Source organism: candidate division WOR-3 bacterium (assembly GCA_039802205.1).
GTDB lineage: Bacteria > Hydrothermota > Tepidihabitantia > SM23-42 > JAOAFX01 > JAOAFX01.
The window spans coordinates 1-19,429 of the sequence record JBDRWD010000006.1 but is presented as its reverse complement, the minus strand read 5'-3'; the positions used below and the strand labels follow the sequence as shown (position 1 = coordinate 19,429).

Below are 19,429 nucleotides of genomic sequence, written 5' to 3'. Positions count from 1 at the left end.
CTTTATTCCTGTCAAGAAAACTTACCAATTGGTAATTATCTTGCAAAAAACAATCATGAAATGGCAGCATTTTATCAAGATACTACATTCCCTCTTTTATTGCAAAGATATAATCGCGATTGTATGTCCGAACATAGAGTTTTTTACCTTTTACAATCATCGTCTCCGGGGCACTATCAAGTTTAATTTTTTGAATAATTTTACCGGTATAGCGGTTAACGACAAATAGAAAAAAGGAATTTTGGGAAAATCTCATCGCCAGTCCCCTATCAATATAAACGGTGCCCAGAAGAAGGGGTGGGGGAATTTTTCTTTCGTTACAATTTGTGCATTCTTTAATGCTACCGCCTTATCCATTCCCCTATTCAAATTTTTATAAAATTGTGACATCAAATATCCGGTGGATTGGTCATCTACCTTCCATAAACTTGCCACAAGCGATGGAGTTCCGGCATAGAAAAATCCCCTTGATAATCCAATCAAATCCTCACCTTTTGTCAAACGGGCAAGCGCGGTCTGGCAGGCACTGAGGACAATTAAATCTGCCTCTTTCAATTCAATTCCAAAAAGTTCGTAAGCCTGAAGTCTACCATCATTTTCTCTATCTTTTGACAATAACAACGCCGAATAAAGTGGTTTACTCTCATTGAATATACCATGACAGGCAAAATGGATGATATCATAATCTTTGCCGTATGATACAACTTTACCTTCTGATGCCTCACCTTTGTAGAAAACCTTGCTGGCAATAAAAAGCGGGGCAATCGTTTTTACTTCTTCTTCTGCAAATTTGAGCGATAATGCTGTATCACCAAGGTCCGGATTGGCAATGCCCAAGAATTGTTTTTTGTCTTCTTTTTTATCGGGTTCACTCCGAAGAAATTTTAATGCACTGGCACTGGGTAGATAACAGACTTCTGTGTTCTCAATAAGAAAATTTTTTCCATCATAAAGGGCATTAAACGGCAGATAATGGAGCACACCATAAGGAACAACATATGTTTTATGATTGGTGATTCTATCGATTATCGGTGCAATCAGAATGTTGTATAATTCATTTGCTGGTTCATAAAATTCTTGATCAAAAGGTGGTTGTGTTTTCATCAAAGAAGACCGAAAATATTCACAAAGATTTGAAATTTCAGAGTATCTTTTTGTGAGATTAAAAACTTCAATATTTGAATTGCTGATTAAGAATACATAACCTTCTTCGCCAATAAAATAATATTCAATTATAATTTCGTTTTTTATTAAATTCTGAAGTTCTTTTAAACCCACTGCCTGAACCGAAACAAAAGAAGCAATCTCCGGTCTAGTCCTCTCTATCTCTTTTCTTATCTCTATAATCTTTGATTGAATATCCTTTATTTCTGGTCCTGAAATCTTCTTTTCTCCAATCTTTAAATCACCACTTAAAAAGGCAAGTTTCGTCTCTTTCTCTTTTATTTCATTCATATAAAGCCTATTGTCGGGTTTCAACTTTAATTCGGCGGTCCCAAGCAAATCCAGGAATGCCCGACCACGGCTTCGCTCTGAGTAATTGAATGCCTCGGCATAATCCTTTCGGGCAAGCATAATCTCAATGAGCTTTTCATAGGCGCTCACACCACTACTGGCAAGCGCGACCTTCATTAAATCATTTGATAAATTTGCGGAAACCCGTTCCACAATCTGGATTGCCTTTTTATAATGGGGAATGGCGTTAATTGTATCTTTGTTTTTAAGGGCAAGGGCTGCCCACCCCATTTCCAGTTCAACTGTATTATATGTTGTGTCTATTATATCAAAACTTTTACGCGCCGATTCAAAAAACCATCTTGCATTATTCAAATCGTTCAGGGCAAGGGATACACTTCCGATTTCGGTCATAATAATCCCTTGCAATTGTGGCGAGTATGACGTTTCTGGTGATTTTAGTGCCCTGTTAAACATTAATAAAGAATTTTTATAATCACCATCGCCGCGATAGGCAATGCCGAGGAGGAATGGATACAAAAGATTCGGCTTGCTTTTTAAACTATCTACCCTTTTAAGGAATTCAATTGCCTTTTTCCACTGACCTTTTTTTATCATTTCAATACTGCGCAATTGTAGCACGAACGCCTGCCCCTCAGTATTTTGATTTTTAAAATTCTCCATTTCTACATCATTTAAATAGTTATTGAATTGCTCGTAGTCGCCGGTTTGTAGATAAACCAGGGCAAGGTTGGTATGGAATTTTGTAAAATCTTTTTCCCCTGTCTCTTCTCTGGCTATTTTTATTGCCTTCTTATAAAATTCTTCTGCCTTCTGCAAAAAACCAATGCTTTGATAAAGAACACCTGTATTTAAAAGAAGATAAGATTTTGCCGAATATAAACTCTGCTTTTTAATAATTGCAATCTGGTCTCGGGTATTAATTGCTGATATTGCCCCATCAATAATCTTTAAACCATTTTCCAATAATTCTATTGATTTTTTAAAATCCCCAATCACAAATGCAACCGAGCTTAGCCAGTTGTAAACATCAGAAATCAACTCTTTATCTTCAACTTTTGATAATTTCGGAAAAATAATATCTGCCAAAGCAATAAGTGAATCTGTTTTTTCATTCTTTAAATAATACTCGCCCTTTAACATCAGTATTTTTACTTCACCTTCAATATAATTTATTTCTTGAATAAGGGTTTCCGTTTGGGTATACAAGGTCTTAAATTTTTTATAATCATCTTTATTCAAGTAGGCATTTGCTAAGTCAATAAGCGTATTTACTAATTCTTTTGTATTATCTTCAGAACGATAAATATCAAGCAATTTCTCTTTCGTCTTGATTGCATTATCATAATCATATCTTCGGCTATGAACAAGATATTCAATGCCAAGAATCAGTTTTAAATAATCCTGATTATTTGATTCCTGAGCAACATTTTGACCGATGCGACATATTTTCAAGGTTGTATCTGCTGGCATATACTCAAAATACAATCTTGAAATTTTATATAAAATGCGTGCCATGGTCCAATTGTCATTTATTTTTTTCAATGTCTCAAGGCATTGATTATAATATTCGGCAGATTGATAGAAATTATCTAAAATCCGGTGCAAATCACCGAGGTTTTCTGATGCTGTCGAATAACCATCTAAATAATCTATTGAATCGGCAAGGGATAAAGCCTTCTTACCATACTCAATACCCGAGGCAATGCTATGATCTGGTATTACAAAATATGATTCGCATAAATCATTGAGAAGATCAACCTCACCTTCTCGGTCTTTGATAATATGATACAATTGTAATGCATTAAGGTATGCCTTACGACCTCGGTGTGAGTCATTAAAAAGATAGACATAAGTTGCACCGAGCGAATGGTATACCTGAATTAATGTGATAGTATCATTTACGATTTTTGCATTATCTATCGCCTTTAGATAATAGTATTCGGCGGAATCCTTTTCTTCTTCTTTTAGAAATATCTCACCAATTTCAAAATAATCTTGTGCCAAACCAAAGACAATGGATTTTTTTAAAGAGATTTGTTTTAATTTCTCAGCAAGCAAAAGTGCCGTTTCGAAATTAGAAGCGGATTCTTTGAATCTTTTGAAATCTTTGTATAAAACACCACTCAAGAATAGAACCTCGAGGATTCCAGCTGAATCAGCAATTGCATTTTTAATCTCCAGTGACTGATTATACAATTCTGATGCCTTATCAAAATCATTGAGCTTTCCATAGATAAAACCAATCGTTGCCAGGCAATCCGAGATATTTTTCTTCTCACCTATTTTTTCATACACCGTGAGCAATTCTTCAGCAGTTTTAAGGGCATTTTCAAAATCGCCGGATTTTATCTGCTCGGCAACTATTTTATCAAGGCTATCGGCTTTTTCTTTTAGATTTGCCTGACTAAATAACAGCAAAAACAAGAAGTTTAACATAAAAATTACTATTTCCAGTACTCAGTGCCCAGGGCATCAATAAAACCACTCTTACCTTCAAAAACTACTTCGGCAAGCCCCTGACTGAAGTCATGAGCAGATTCATATTTAGGAGGGACAATTTCTTTACCCATAATATCAATAAAGCCCCAGAGTTCATTTTTTGAAACACGCGCAATATTTTCATAAAATAATTTCTGGTCGGTATATAAATATCCATCTTCCACACCCGGCAGTTGTTCGTATTTCGGCGATACAATTTCCTTCCCATTTCCATCAACAATCCCCCATAGACCACTCTTTAATACTCCCGCATATCCATCTTCATATATTTTTATATCATCATATTGAAAATTTTGCACAATTTTGCCTGTTTTATCAATAAAACCCCATTTGTTTTGTTTTAATGCGATTACATTGCCAACCAAGCCAATCTCTTCATATATCGGTTTGGCGATTTCTTCACCTTTTTTGTTAATCAATCCATATTTTTTACCTTTGCCGATTGGTGCCAATCCTTGAGAGAAATTATGAACAAAATCGTATTTCAACGGAATCACTTCTTTACCCGTGGTATCTACAAAGCCCCATCTATCATTTAACTTCACCGCGGCCAATCCCTCAAAAAAATGGTGTGCATCATCATATTTAGGCGGAATGGTCTCTTTTCCCATTCTATTTATAAACCCATATTTTCCATCCTGCCATATCCGCATCATACCATCAGAAAATTTATATTCTTCTTCAGCAATATAATGGTCATCATCATTATATTTGGGTTCAAGGATTATCTTTCCGTTTGTATCCGCAATTCCCAACATGTATTCCTTGAAAAAAATTATCCTACCTTCGGAAATTGATTCAATAAGGTCAAATTCACAAGGTAAAACTTTATGCCCTTGTTTATTGAACAATCCATATTTTATCTCTCTATATCCATATTCATCAACCATTTCTTTGTAAACGATTATATAATCACCAAAATAAGAATTACGATGACGATCCTCCCAGCAGTCATCTGGCAGAATTGAATTTCCATCCCTGTTTATATAAGTGTAATTTCCGTTAATATTAACCCGTGCCACACCCTTGATGAAACTCTCTGCAATATCAAAATTAAAAGGAATTACAACCTTACCCGTTTTATCAATATAGCCCCAGCGGCCATTGAGTTTCACAGCGGCAAGACCATCAGAAAATCCAATCGCCTCCTCATATTGAGGCGGAATGACCTCCTGCCCTTCACTATTCACGAAACCAAATTTATCCTGTAATCGTGCCACAAACAATCCCTCGGCGAACCAACCTACTTCATCATATTTCAATTGCACAACTTCTTTTCCCAATTTATCAATGTATCCAAATTTTTCATTTCTTTCCACCATTGCCAGACCCGTTTTTTCATCAAATTTCCAGACATTATCATATTTGCATTCAATCACTATCTTCTTATTCCTATCACAGAATCCCCATTTATCGCCTTTGCGATAAGGAATAAGTTCGGGTGGTTGCGAAACAATGGTTTGAGCAAATAAGATGCCGGCATGGGTAATAAAAAACATTGAATTAACCACTCGGGATAAACTCGAAAAAAAAGAAATTTGTTTTAGAATTTTCATAACTTCCTCCTTATTTTCAAATTAATTGCTTCAGGTTTAATAATCATTTTGTTTTATCATCCTGTATTTTTGAAAGATCTTCTATTATCTCCATAGTTTTGCTCGTAAATATTCCATCTATTTTTAGGGTATCTTGCGCTCCCTGTTCGCTTATTCTCGTGTTCAATTCTTTTTGTAACTCTTCCACATTTTTAACATTTTCTAAACCTAATTTTCTCATCTTTATCAACATCTCTAAAGCGGCATACAGCTCAACTCCAAAGATCCCATCAGTCTCGATAATAAATCCAAGAAATTTTAATTTTTCATTCAACAAGTTCTGCAAATATCTAACATCGCCTTTTGATTCAATACTAATTATACCCAAATTATAAAAAAAGTCTTTATTTGAATTTATGAACTTCTCAATCTGTTCCCATTTTGCAACATTATAAAGCGTTTGAATATCAAGTTCCACCCTGAACCTTTCGGCATATTTTCCATAGCTCACCACATCAAATATGTTATAACTGGAAGATACACCTTCCCACTGCTCATTTTCATTGGCATCGATATATCCCCATTTATTATTCAATTGCACTAATGCACGCCCCTTGGAAAAAGGCAAGGCATTATTATATCTTAAGGAAATTACCTCCTTACCTGTCTTATCAACATAACCATATCTGGCACTTAGGTCCCCAACTGCAACCACTGCTTTACCTTCGGAAAAAGGAAAAGCACGATCGTATTTTATTGGTATCACCTCTTTACCTCTTTTATCGATATAGCCACATTTCCCATTCAATTCAATCACCGCCAGACCTTCGGAAAAATTCCAGGCTCCATCATATCGGGGTGGAATTATCATTTTTCCGGTTTTATCTACATATCCCCATTTGCCATCCGATTTTATAGCCGCCAATCCCTCAGAGAAATTCCTTACCAAATCATATTTTGGGAGGACCGCCTCTTTACCCGTTTTATCTATAAAGCCCCATTTATCATTTAGTTTAACACCTGCGAGTCCTTCGGAAAAACTCAATGCACCATCATACTTACATTCTATTACTATCTTCTCATTCCTATCACAGAATCCCCACTTATCACCTTTACGATATGGAATAAGCTCTGGTAAATTTGGAAGTGTCTGGGCAAATAATAACCCTGCAGCGGAAACCAAAACCACCAAAAGCATCATCCGGGATAAACCCGAAAAGTTTGGAGATCGTTTATATCTTTTCATAGATACCTCCTAGGATATATAAAATCCCTCTCCCTTTGTGGGATAGGAGATCTTTTGAACGAAAATCATCGCCAATCCCCTATCAATACAAACGGTGCCCAGAAGAAGGGATGGGAAGTCTTGGGATTTTTGAGCAGAGAAATCTGCGCATCCTGTAATGCCCGTATCCTGCTCTTACCATTTTTCAAATTCTTATGAAACTCCTGCATCAGCTCCGCAGTTGATTGACTCGCAACCTCCCATAAAGTCGCAAGACAACTTGAACTACCCGCATAGATAAAACCAAATGCCAGACTCACTACCTCATCACCCGCAATAAGTTTTCCTTCCGCAGTCTCACACGCCGATAACACTACCAACGGACAATCCTTTAAGTCCAATCCCCAGATCTCTTCTACCTTTAATTGCCCCTTCTCACCCCTCGGCGCCAAAACCAAATACGAAGAGGTCGGATCATAAGGCACCGCAACACCATGGGTCGCAAAGTGCAATATCTGACAACCCGAAGTTTTGAAAACGCTATCCTTTACCGCCTTATCTCGATACAATGCCAATATATCAGAATATAAATTAGAAATATTTTTTACTTCTGTCTCCGCCTCAGGCAAAGAACCATCCGCATTCGCAAAGGCAATAAAGGATGCACTTGCAATATCACAACCCGCTTGCTGTGCCACAATCCCTAACAGACTCGTAGAATTGATATAGAAAATCTTGTATTTCTCTCCAAGGAAACTTTTTTCTTTCGCCTTTTTTAGTGCCGAAAAGGGCAGATAATACAACTGCTGATTCGGAATAATACCAATAATCTCAACCCCGGAAATTTCAGACTCTACCGGCTCAATAAGATACTTGTATAACTCATTTGCGTACTCATCTATATCATCCATTGGAGCACGATTTTTTATCAGCGTGCGATACTCATCTATCAATCCCGCGATCTTTGTCTGCTTTACCGAAACTTTTTTGATAAATAAATCATACGCCTTCACGATAAAGATATACAACTCTTCCTCACCAAGCAGATACTGCAAAATCGCCATATTCTCAGGAATTATCCCCATATCCTGCAGTTCTTTTAAATTTGATGGCTCGGCATTCACAATCGTAAATAACTTGGGATTCTCCGTCTTTAATTTATGGATATACTTCTTGAACTCCCGGGTTTTTTTCTGGATTATTGTATCTGCTACTACGCCCTGCTTTTCTTCTTTCTGAAGTTCCCGTTTCATTTCTTCTATCTCTTTTTTTCGCTTTTTTAATTCTTCCATTTCTTTTTTACGCTCGGGATTCACCGGGTTGACCTCCATTCTTTCAAAGTCTTCATTCATCTTTATTAATATCAACTTTTCAGTCAATCGTTGTGCCTCTTCATAATTGCCATCCGCAACCGCAGAACGAATCAAACCATAATATGCCCGGTCCCTGCTCTCCTGCTCACGAATATTGGTCGCACCAACCTTTTCAAACCCCTCAACCGCTTCTTTGAATGCACCTTTGCCCAGTTCCGTATGACAGACCCCAACACCTGAAGCGATCATCGCCTTTAACCTATCCCTTGGCTCTCTCTGGGACATAAATTCCACAAGTTTAATAGACGCACGATAATTAATTTCATTACGGGCACTCTCAAAATTCTTAATCGCCTCTTTATAATTCTTGCGTTTTAAATTTAATTCCCCCAGTAGATAATAAGTATAGGCATCAGGGAATTTTATATCAAAATCATGTCTTTCATCATCGGACAGGTGGCTACATATCTCTACTGCCTCTTTCAGAAGTTTCTCAGCATCGGTGTATTTTGCATTATACATACAGGCATCGGCAAGAAGCCATAATGATTGTAATATCCAGTAGGGGCTATTCGTTCTATAGGCATTCTCCAATGCCAATCGGGCATATTTTTCTTCTTTTGCGTAATCCTTTTTTGACTGAAATAAAAACGCTAATTTCAAATAAAAATCTGCCCTTATCTCTTCAGAGAAATGATATTTTGTGAATTCCGCTTCGATACCGGCAATATCCGTTGGTGTGAATATTTCCGGCAATGAATGTAAAATGCTTTCGTGATAATCTGGTTTTTTGGACAAAATCTCTATAAATTCGGCTACTGAAGGTTTAAGATATTTCTTTAATTTTTTTGAAAATTTTGGATATTCTAACAAAATTTCTGTCTCAGAAATCCCTATGGTCTTTTTTACATCAATCTTTTCTCCTGCAAGTATGAGGTTTATAACCGCAAGGGCTTTATATATTCTTTTATACAATGGAGGGACTCCCGGATTATTTTCTATATAGTTTAGAAGATTGTACAACATGGGCTTAAATGTTTCATTTTTATCAATAAAAGATAATGCATAAAGTGCATCTCTCCAATTCACCATTCTAAAAATGTCTTGTTTTAATGTATCACTGAGGATTGAACAAATTCTTGGCAATCCCTTTTCCTCGCCATTTTGTGCGAGTAGGATTGCAATATAATCTTTTATACTATCTGGTACTTCAGGATTTTCGTAAAATTTAATTAGTGTCTGTATTGCATCAGTGCTACCTATTTCATTCAATAATTTAATAATTGAGATTTTCGTATCTTCATCACTGGTTTCAAGTAATGAAACTACATAAGGCACGATATAGGGGTCTGCCATTACTTTTAAATCATCCCAGTGTCCATCTTTCACCATCACCGGTATGCCGCTTTTGTCTTCAAGCATCCATAAAGACCAGGCAGCGAGCCTTCTTGCCTGAATCTGATTTGAATCAGCGAGTGCCCTTTTCAAAACCGGTACTGCACCCTCATCTCCAATGACACCCAATGATAAGATTGCGCCGTCATATGCTGTGCCATCCACCTTTCCAGTTGCTTCGGCACCGATTGCTATCTGATGCTCCAATATTTTAATCAATATTTCTATGGAGCGTCGCGAAGGAATATATCTTAAACCCCAGGCAATATCCCTTTCATTCGTTTCAAGATATGGTAAAATATAATCAATTGCCCTTTCATCACCTGTTTTACAGAGGACATTTATGAATCGGCTTTTATTCTCAAATCCCTTAACAATATTTAATAATTTTTCAAAATCGTCTTTATTATGAAATTCCGCAATTAACTCACAAAAATGTTCTCTCAATCCTTCGGGAAGTTCCATATTCATGGCAAGGTCAAAGAGAATTTGAACTGCGCCGGAACCAAAAACCGATTTTATCATTGAACTTAATTGATAACATAACACATTCAAATTGTATTCATATGTCTGTAGAGCAGAATCAATATCAATTGCTCGGTTGAGGGACTCAGTTTGAAGACGTTTATGAATTTTGTCTTTAATTGATTTATAATTTTTGATTAGTGAAAATATCCCGTTTCCTAAATCATTGTTACCGTAATGTATATTCTTTCCAATAAAGTATGTCAGATCCCACCCAATAAATAACAAATCAGATAACAATGTGTAAGCGTTATCACCTTCATTCAACGATTGTAGAATTAGTTTAACAGCCTGATTGGATTCGTCCTTCGGTATATGTTCAAGAATGTCTGCGATGCTATCACAAATAACTCTGCGATTATCAATTTTTACTAATGCAATTTTACTTTTAAAATTATAAGCGTAATGGTATTCTGGTTCAATCACAATTTTACCAGTCTTATCTATATACCCTAATTTATCTTTTATCTTTACAACCGCCAAACCCTCTGAAAAATTGATAACACTATCAAATTTCGGTTCAATTATGATTTTCCCAGTAGTATCAATGAATCCCCACTTTTCATCAATCTGGATAAAGTTCAAACCCTCATTGAAGTAAATACCCATTGTTTCGTAATCTTGCGTCTCTATAACAGGTTTTCCTTCTTTATTTACAAAGAAATATTTTTGATCCATCAATACAAGTGCCCTATTTTCAGAAAATGGGTATGCATTATCAAACTTAAAATCAATCACAACCCTACCTTCCTTATCAATATAACCCCATTTGTCTTTCTTTTTTCCTGCTGCCAAGCCTTCACTGAAATAATAACAATCATCATATACTGGCTTTATTACCCACTCTCCATTCCTATCTATAAAACCATAAAGTGTGTCAATACGAACAAGGGCAAGAGTTTCTCTGAAATTATACACTTCATCAAATTTTGTCTCTATTACTAATCTACCTGTTTTATCAATAAACCCACATTTATTTCCAATCAAGACTCCTGCAAGACCTTCGCTAAAATATGTTGCTGCATCAAATTTTGGTTCTATTACTATCTTACCCGACATATCAACAAAACCATATTTATCACCGATTTTTATTCGAGCCAACCCTTCTCTAAAAGATTCAATATCATCAAATTTTGGTTCTATTATTATTTTACCTGCTGTATCACAGAGCCCCCATTTCCCATTCTTATATACCTTTACATAGCCACTATCAAAACTACCATAAACATTTTCAAATTTTTTTTCATCCAGAACATTTCCATTCATATCAATATATAACCACTTTTCCGCATATTTTGCCTGCTCCAGCCAGTAAGAGAGTCTTTTTAGATAATCTGGCTCATTCTTCGAATCTTCGCCGAAAAGAGGGATGCAAAGTATTATTCCGAGGAATAGTAAACCAAAAGTGAATATTCCCCTTCTCTTAACCATTAGAGAGATTCTCTTCATTCTTCCATATCCTTTCCATAAATGAATCTATAGAAATATTTATGTGCATCACAGCGGCAGAATTTATCAGATGGGTCGGGGCATTTATTTATAATTTCTTCCAATCTCTTAAAATCTTCTTCACTATACTCTCCATAAAACCATTCTTTTTCTTCATCGGCGGATATAAAGACATCTTCATAGCCGAGGATAAAATATTTCTTACAATTGGAACAATACCAAAGGACGAATGTCTCTTCATTGCCATTTATCAAAAGGATTGATATATGCTTTCCACTATGTGAAAGTTCTTTGTTGCAATTCTTACACAGAGGATACATCGTTAAAAACTTTTGTTAAACAGAATATGGGGTGAAATCCTTTCTTGAGTTTCGTAATTCCCCATCTCTTCATTCCAGACATAAGTTCTTTCATAGAGCAGATTTATTGAGAAGAGTCCTTTAAAGAATTTTAAACCCGCAATTCCGGCGAGATAGGTATTCTCATCCATTTTAGTCAGGGTATTGAAGTCGTCAAAGTTATATTTGTAGAATACCCCACGCAAAATTATCGGAATATTTTCATCATCTGCCACAGCAATCCGTGCGGAAAAAAGCCCGCTTGAATCAACACCAGATACACTCTGATAGTCGGCTGAGAGTTTTAAAACTACACCGAGATTCAAACTACCGGAACCGTAAAATCCATTTGTATTTTTATCATATTTACTCAAAACCACATTCACAAGATCTGCGCCATATTGTTTTCGCTTTTTTTCGTAGAATGCATCGAATGGCGCTGGTTCAAAATCTTTCCCTAAAATCAATCCTGCACCATATAACGATAAAGAAACATCTGATTTTCTCATTCCACCTAATTGCACAAATAATCCTGACACATTGCCATAACCGTGTTCGAGTGTCTTGGCAAATTCACTGGCAATAAGAAAATGGAATGAACCGCGGGAAGTGAGATAAAATAGTAAATCACCACCCAAAACCTTATATTCATATTCATTATCCTGGGCATAGGTGAATCCCAATTCCATTCTCTGTAGAAGGTCTTCTAAAGATTGTGCCCATTTCCCAAGATACGCCCTGCCGATTGTAACCTCCATTGGTGAAAGATTGTTTACCATTCCGGTAATACCAATTGCATTATCCTTTGTTTGCAGGGTAAAGACCCCGCCCATCTTTCGGTTATTTTCATCTGCCTGGTTGAAATAATCACGCACGATCAATCCATAGCCGAGTGTATAATTGCTTATTGCGCCGGTTCCGACATAGAACGGCAGATTTGGATGTCCAATCCTCACACTCTGGAATATCTTTTTATAATCCCACTCTTTAGTGCGGATACTGTCTTGATTGACAAGAAAATCAAATGCGAGATTGAATCCAAACCATTTCGTTTCCATTGCTGGCCTTGATTTGATAGATAACCACTTTTCTTTATTGATTGTTGTCAACCCGGTCCCCAAGTTCAAATCAAAAGGCTTCCTCACCATTTCTGCAAGCCGCTCTTCAGGTCTGATAAGTTTCTGGACAATTATATCAAGGGTTGATACAATAAACGGGATATCTGCCTTTTCTCCCCGGATCGGCAGAACACCACTCAAATCAACCTCTTTCAACTCGGGCTTTAACTGATAGGCAAGGTTGCGCTCCTTTTCTGCTTCTTTAATCATTCCTTTTCTTTCCAAGATTATACTGTAATACAAATGTGCCTCAGGATATAGCGAATCAAGTCTTATTGCATTTAAGAAGAATTCTTCAGCAGTGCTGTCATCACCCTGGGCAAGCATTACCACCCCAAGACCGCATTGTATTACCGGATTATTCGGTTCAAAGGTCTGTGCCTGATAAAACTCCTGGACGGCTTTATTGAAATCTTTTTTTCTATAATAGAGATGCCCGAGATTAATATAAATAACTGCCCTCTGCGGATGGAGATTTTTTTCTTCATTAAAATACGCAATGGCAGAATCTTCTTTACCGAGTTTTGCGTAAAAATCTTCTATAAGATAATAGGCATCAATGAGTGTCGTATCAAACAAAACAGCCTTTTTCAAATGGGGTAAGGCTTCAGCATATTGTTTATTCTTTCCATAGGCACCAGCGAGGGATAATCTATACAACCCATTTGTAGGCTCAAGTTTAACTGCATTATAGTACTGTTCAACCGCCTTTGTATATTCTTGGGCAGTGTAGAACTCAGTGCCCTTGAGAAAATATTCCTGGGCAATATCAACTTTGGTAGACCAGCCAAATGCAACAGTTAACGCAAAAAAGATAAAATACTGTCGAGTAGACATCATATCTCCTTTCACCCTCACCTTAATCCTCTCCCTTCAAGGGAAAGGAGAGCGAGAGTCTCTTAAATTTTCCATTTTTATGGAAATAAAACCTTACTCCGACGGAGTGGACTCTGCTCTTCCAAAAAGCAAGGCTGAAGCCTTTCCCTATACTTGCCAGCATCTCAACCCTAACCCATTAACCATCTTTTGATGCCTCAATAATCTGAAATTGACTGACTGTGCCTTCATAGATATTAAAGAGCAGACCGTATTTGCCATAGACCCATTGCTCACCATTCTTTTGCTGGACAATGTCATCAGGTAGGCCATAGACATTACGAACATCGTTGATAGACGAACCGATACCGATATTCTTTGCTGTCTTTTCTGAAAAACCTACACGTGCAAGAATGCCGCTCACTTTACCTTCCCTGATAAATATTACAAGATTTTTTGTTGAATATTCCAAAGCAGTCATTTTCTCAAGCACAGTTTGATCATCGGGTTCTCCTAAGTTTTTCCGAACATTATCTTCGGACATTCCGATACTAATACCGCCAATTTGAGTTTCAGGCTGGATTTTATCTTTTGAAGATTTAAACTTCTTATTTAGTTTTGAAAGGTGCTTTACTGCCTCTTTATTATAACCCGAAACATCAAGTAGTTCTTTCCACATTTCTATTGCAAGATCTTTTCTATCAATAGTTTCATAGGTAATAGCAAGATTGTATTTAGGCATCGGCCAATCAGGATTAATGTCTATCGCTTTTTTATACAACTCAATTGCTTCTAAATATTCTTTCTTAAGAAATAAGATATTTGCTAAATTATTATAGAAAAAATGTTCTGCCTGTTTACCTTCCAGGGCCTTTTTGGTATACTCAATCGCCTGATCATATTTCTTGCGTAAGGCATAGATTATTCCCATGTTAGAGTAATAAACAATATTATAAGTGGTATCCATTTCAGACGCCTTTTTAAAAGCCTCTTCCGCATACAATAATTCATCAGGCTCACCCCTTAACCGAAAAGATGGTTCGGTGTAATAAACAGTCATAAATAACACAGGGGGATTTTCCATTTTTGACATCGCTTCAAATAAATAGGCAGTCCCTAAATTCGTCCAGCCCCAGGCACTGTTGGAAAAAGTGGTGGTGAATAATTTAAAATACTTTATTGCATCGTTGTACCGACCTTCTTTCAATGCCTCCACACCAAAATACCACTGGTCAAAATCCCGCTCAATCTGTGCTCGAACTTCGTATAGTCTTGCAATACGCTCGGTGGCACGGGGATGGTCGTTATATTTTTCATCCCCAGGTGGGGTTTCGCCATATAATTCACGCATTTTTTTGTAAAACTTTATAATTGATTCAAAATCGTAGCCTGCCCGCATTGCATAGATTACGCCGTATTCATCGGCTTCAAATTCTTGCTCACGGCTATAGCCTCTCTGTAAAATTTGTGCAACATCTTCAGGGATATAGGAAGTTCCGACCTTGATAAAATTCTCCAGTCGCAACATCGCAACTGAATGGCGCAGGTAGATATGGGCAAGTTCATGTCCCAGAATACCTGCGAGCATTGACTGGCTTTCCTCCGTTTTTAATGAATCAATGACTGTGATCAATCCTAATGTTACATAAATAGGCCCTGCAGGCAAGGCAAAGGCATTTATGGCATCAGTATTTAATATCTTGCATTCAAAAACTGTTCTCAAATCTGATGCTCGCATAACATTTTGGGCAATAGGTTTTATACGATTAACAAGAATCGTATCATTTATTAAGCCAGTTGCTTTTTCTATTTGTTTTGCAGCATCCTCGCTTGCTTTAATGATAAACGAAGGACCTGGACCAATTTGTTGGGCATTTGAGAATATTAGGATAAAAAAAATAAGATGAACAACTTTATTCATAATTCCTCCTGGGGGCACGGGGTTCTACCGTGCCCCCGCTGTTTGATTTAATCCCAGAGATTCCAGGTAAATGTTTCGCCTTCACCGATGTCACGATAAATCGGACCCCAGTAGTAATCAGTATAAGTACCTTCCGCATAGAGCTTTGTATAACCTTCCCAGATTTTGAAGTAAGAATAATACCCCGGTGAGAGCGTCCCCTTATACCAACCATCAATATAAACATCTACCGTCCACGATGAATAATTATTAACTCGAACCCAGCAATAACCACGGGTTGTGCCCGCAAGTGCCTCATAATCTTTGGCAAGTTTTGTAAACTCATCTGCCTTAGTCTTATTCCCTGCATTTGTATAAAATTCTGCAACCAGCTTGGCGAGCTTTGCATTCTTCTGGTCTTTTGCTAGTTCGCCAACCTCATTAAGTAATGCCTCGCTTGTGATCACTGAACTCTTCTTTCCCGACATCTTCTCTGCAAGCATTAGCAATTGAGTAGCAGCAAGTAAGTCAAAACCATCCTTTTGATGCCGTGCATTATCAATCATCTCACCAATATCGGCAAGAAAATCATAGGTCGGATCAAACTCATCCTGGATATTTTTATATTTAAGTTTTTCTACTGTTAATGGCGCTGACCCGGTCTTCTCCTCGACACCCTTACCACCTTTTTGGGCATAAACAAGCCCGGGGATAATGAGACCAGCAATCAATAAGATTGCTATTATTTTGGTTATGGCTTTCATTATACCTCCTTTGTTTTTATTGCCAATCACCGATAACCACAAACGGTGCCCAGAAGAATGGTTTATCAAAGTATTCCTTTTTCATCAACCATCTCTGGGCATCGCATAGCGCCTTTGTTTTGTCCGCACCCCTTAAGTTCTTATAAAACTGTGCCATCAATAGCGCAGTTGATACATCACTTACCTTCCATAGAGATGCAATTACCGATGGGGTGCCGGCATAGATAAAGGCACGACTTAAGCCAGTAAGTTCATCACCAATGTATGCACCTTCAGAAAAACCCCGCAATTGTCCTGTTTCACACGCCGAGAGAGTAACAAGATAGGCATCTATCTCCATATTAAATATCTCACGGACCCTTAATTCACCGTCGTTCTCGTCATCTTTAGAAAGGATTATCTTTGATTCAAGTGCGGAATCGCCTGGTGCAAGCTTTCCGTGGGTAGCAAAATGGATTATGTCATAGTCCTTTAGATATTTTTTTGCGTTGGTCTCTGAAGGCGGGGGTGATGAATTATCTTTATCTTCAAAAATTGTGATATTTGGTAAACCCCCGGTTTTTAAGATCGAGTCTTTTTCGGCAATTGTTCCGGGCAATGGCATATCAAACCAATCTGGGTGTTCCGAAAAATCAGATTTGGCAAATATTGCAAACTTATTTTTTCTCAATTTATTTTTATTATGTGCAATCTCATAAACCGTCGCCGAGGGTGCATAAAATATATCATAATCATCAATCAAAAGTTTTTTTGAATCCTTATCTACCATAATCGTAGCAAATGGAAGGTTATGCAAAATGCCATAAGGAATAATACAAAGTCTTTTCTTATCCCTTATTTCTGGCATTACCGGGGCGATCAAGTTGGTATAAAACCACATTGAAATCTCGGCGAGTTCATTATCCTCATAGTTTACCCTGCGCCTGATTACTCTGCGGTAACGATCAACATTCTCATAGATTTCAGCGGGATTTATATCCATCTTTTTAATTCCCATCCTCTGATGGGTAATCGCGAAGATATAGCCATTTTCCAATCCTATAAAATATTCAAGAACTGCGGTTTGATTATCTAAAATGGCCTGAAGTCTTCTGATATCAAGCGGCTTTGATGACCTCAAGACTTCATAATCAGGAAATTTTTCTGAAAGCTCTTTTATTATACGGTTATGTTCAATTATTGCATCTGACTGTTCGGGCATACCGGCCAGAAATTCAATTTTCTTTTCCAGAACTTGCTCCTGCTCAATTAAAGCTTTTATCTTTGGGTCAAGATTGGGTTTTTGCGCAATATCCACATTTGAAATCAAATCCAGAAATGCCCGTGATTTGGCGCCTTCTGCATATTCAAATGCCTTTTTTGCATTCCCCATTTTATAATATAAATTTATGAGTTCTTCGTATAATACAATCTTATTTTCAAAGAATGCTGAACGAAATTCCTGACTGACAATCCTGCCGCGCAGGTTTTCAACAAGTTCCACCGCTTTGGTCAAAGAATTTATTGCCTCGTCAATCTGCCCTGCCTTGTGCTGGGCAAAACCGAGGTTTGATAGAACTGATGCCTGCCAATCTTTTCGATTCATATTTTCAATTATATTATACCCATCCTGATATGATTTTATTCCCTTGTTGTAATCACCGGAAAGGACAAATATGTTACCCAAATTACAATAGACCTTTGCCTGTCCAATACTATCCTGAAGGAATTTATATAAATTTAATGCCTTTTGGTAATTCGCCTGCGCAAGTTTAAAATCCTTCTTTTTTTCATAAAGAATACCGAGATTATTATAAAATAGTGCCTCATCCTTCTTGTCTTTTAACAAAGGTCTTGTCAGTTCATAAAAATATAATGCGGAATCAAAATATGTATTATCTGTTGACGAAAGTAAAATGTAAGTATAGCCTAAATTCTGCAATGCCTCAATCTTCCAGGAAATATTGCCTGTTTTATCAAAAATTTCTAATGCTGATAAGAACTTCTCCAAAGCCTGACGATACTTTCCCATATCAAGATAAAGAGTGCCCAAATTGTTCAACAATTCGCCTTCACCGAGTGCAATCTCTTTTTCCTGTTTGATGCCTGCCAGTAAGGTCAAAGATTTTAATAGATTCTCATAGGCAATGTCATAATCACCGAGCCTGCGATGAATATTACCCATCTCCCGATAGGCATCTGCCGCACTTTTTTGATAACCCAATTCCAGTGCAAGTGAACAGGACTGATTAAAATATTTCAGGGCACTATCGGCTTCTGCCAGTTGGATATATAAACTCGCAAGGAAATAATAACCATCAATAATACCCTTTTTATAATCTATTGACTTTGCTTTATCTATTGCGGTTAAAAGATTGTTCTTTGAACTATTGTATTCATTTTTCGATAAGGCGACCCTTGCCAGCATCATGCGGATGGTTATTTCATCCATTAAATCATCCGGCGTTTTTTCTTTTATCAAATCCTGATTTTTTAAGGCATTATTAAAGAAATTCTCTGCGCCTTTTAAATCTCCCTGATAAAAGGCGATTGAACCGAGATTTAAATAAATCTTCGCCTGACCTGGATAATAATCATTTTCTTTGAATATATTCAGTGCCTGATTGTAATAATCTACTGCAAGACTTAGGTCTCCGAAAGAAAGAACAATATTACCAAGCCCTTTAAGACACAATCCTTTATCAATCCCTTGCGCAAAATTTAATATCTCTTTATAAATACTCTCTGCCTTTGAAAAGTCTTCCGCATAGAACAATGAATCTGCAATTTTGATATTTGGATCAATTTCATTGGCAGGAGATAATAAAAAGAGAAAACAGATTATTAAAAAAGAATCCTTTAATCCCCTCTTATCAAGGGAGAACTGAAGATTTATGTATTTGTAATCGTTTTTCACTTTTCCTTTCCGGTAAGTTCCTCATACCGATCCAGATACCTATTTCCAATTTCGACAAGTCCATATTTGTTATAGAGCAATGAAAGGGACTTAAGAATTAAAGGTTCATTTGGCTTTAATTTTAATGATTCTTCATATGCCCTAATCGCATCAAGAATCAACCCATTCTCTTCACAT

General features: G+C 37.0%; 11 protein-coding genes. All 11 read right to left on the bottom strand.

Annotation, left to right across the window (positions count from 1 at the left end):
• Positions 1-82: 82 nt before the first annotated feature.
• Positions 83-256 carry a hypothetical protein gene (locus tag ABIL39_02210; GenBank protein ID MEO0164933.1) on the bottom strand — a complete coding sequence of 58 codons (174 nt, stop codon included), beginning with the start codon at positions 254-256 and terminating at the stop codon, positions 83-85.
• Positions 253-3,915 carry a CHAT domain-containing protein gene (locus ABIL39_02205; protein ID MEO0164932.1) on the bottom strand — a complete coding sequence of 1,221 codons (3,663 nt, stop codon included), beginning with the start codon at positions 3,913-3,915 and terminating at the stop codon, positions 253-255. Before ABIL39_02205 ends, ABIL39_02210 begins: the two co-directional genes overlap by 4 nt.
• Positions 3,916-3,923: 8 nt before the next feature.
• Positions 3,924-5,534: a WG repeat-containing protein gene (locus ABIL39_02200; GenBank protein MEO0164931.1), complete on the bottom strand. Its 1,611-nt coding sequence runs from the start codon at positions 5,532-5,534 to the stop codon at positions 3,924-3,926.
• Between the two features lie 43 nt (positions 5,535-5,577).
• Positions 5,578-6,759, bottom strand: coding sequence for a WG repeat-containing protein (locus ABIL39_02195; GenBank protein MEO0164930.1), 1,182 nt, complete (start codon positions 6,757-6,759; stop codon positions 5,578-5,580).
• Positions 6,760-6,824: 65 nt separating this feature from the next.
• Complete coding sequence (locus ABIL39_02190) at positions 6,825-11,420, bottom strand: WG repeat-containing protein (GenBank protein ID MEO0164929.1); 4,596 nt, start codon at positions 11,418-11,420, stop codon at positions 6,825-6,827.
• The gene (locus tag ABIL39_02185; GenBank protein MEO0164928.1) at positions 11,417-11,740 is read right to left on the bottom strand and encodes a hypothetical protein; all 324 of its coding nucleotides are present in this window, start codon (positions 11,738-11,740) and stop codon (positions 11,417-11,419) included. Before ABIL39_02185 ends, ABIL39_02190 begins: the two co-directional genes overlap by 4 nt.
• A gap of 2 nt (positions 11,741-11,742) precedes the next feature.
• The gene (locus tag ABIL39_02180) at positions 11,743-13,713 is read right to left on the bottom strand and encodes a tetratricopeptide repeat protein (protein ID MEO0164927.1); all 1,971 of its coding nucleotides are present in this window, start codon (positions 13,711-13,713) and stop codon (positions 11,743-11,745) included.
• A 178-nt stretch (positions 13,714-13,891) separates the two neighbouring features.
• Positions 13,892-15,613 carry a M48 family metalloprotease gene (locus tag ABIL39_02175; GenBank protein ID MEO0164926.1) on the bottom strand — a complete coding sequence of 574 codons (1,722 nt, stop codon included), beginning with the start codon at positions 15,611-15,613 and terminating at the stop codon, positions 13,892-13,894.
• Positions 15,614-15,660: 47 nt separating this feature from the next.
• A complete protein-coding gene (locus ABIL39_02170; protein ID MEO0164925.1) occupies positions 15,661-16,356 on the bottom strand; it encodes a hypothetical protein in 696 nt (231 codons plus the stop codon).
• Positions 16,357-16,372: 16 nt separating this feature from the next.
• A complete protein-coding gene (locus tag ABIL39_02165; GenBank protein ID MEO0164924.1) occupies positions 16,373-19,252 on the bottom strand; it encodes a CHAT domain-containing protein in 2,880 nt (959 codons plus the stop codon).
• The coding region (locus tag ABIL39_02160; protein ID MEO0164923.1) for a hypothetical protein at positions 19,249-19,429 on the bottom strand (181 nt) is incomplete at its 5' end. The genes ABIL39_02160 and ABIL39_02165, both read right to left, overlap by 4 nt.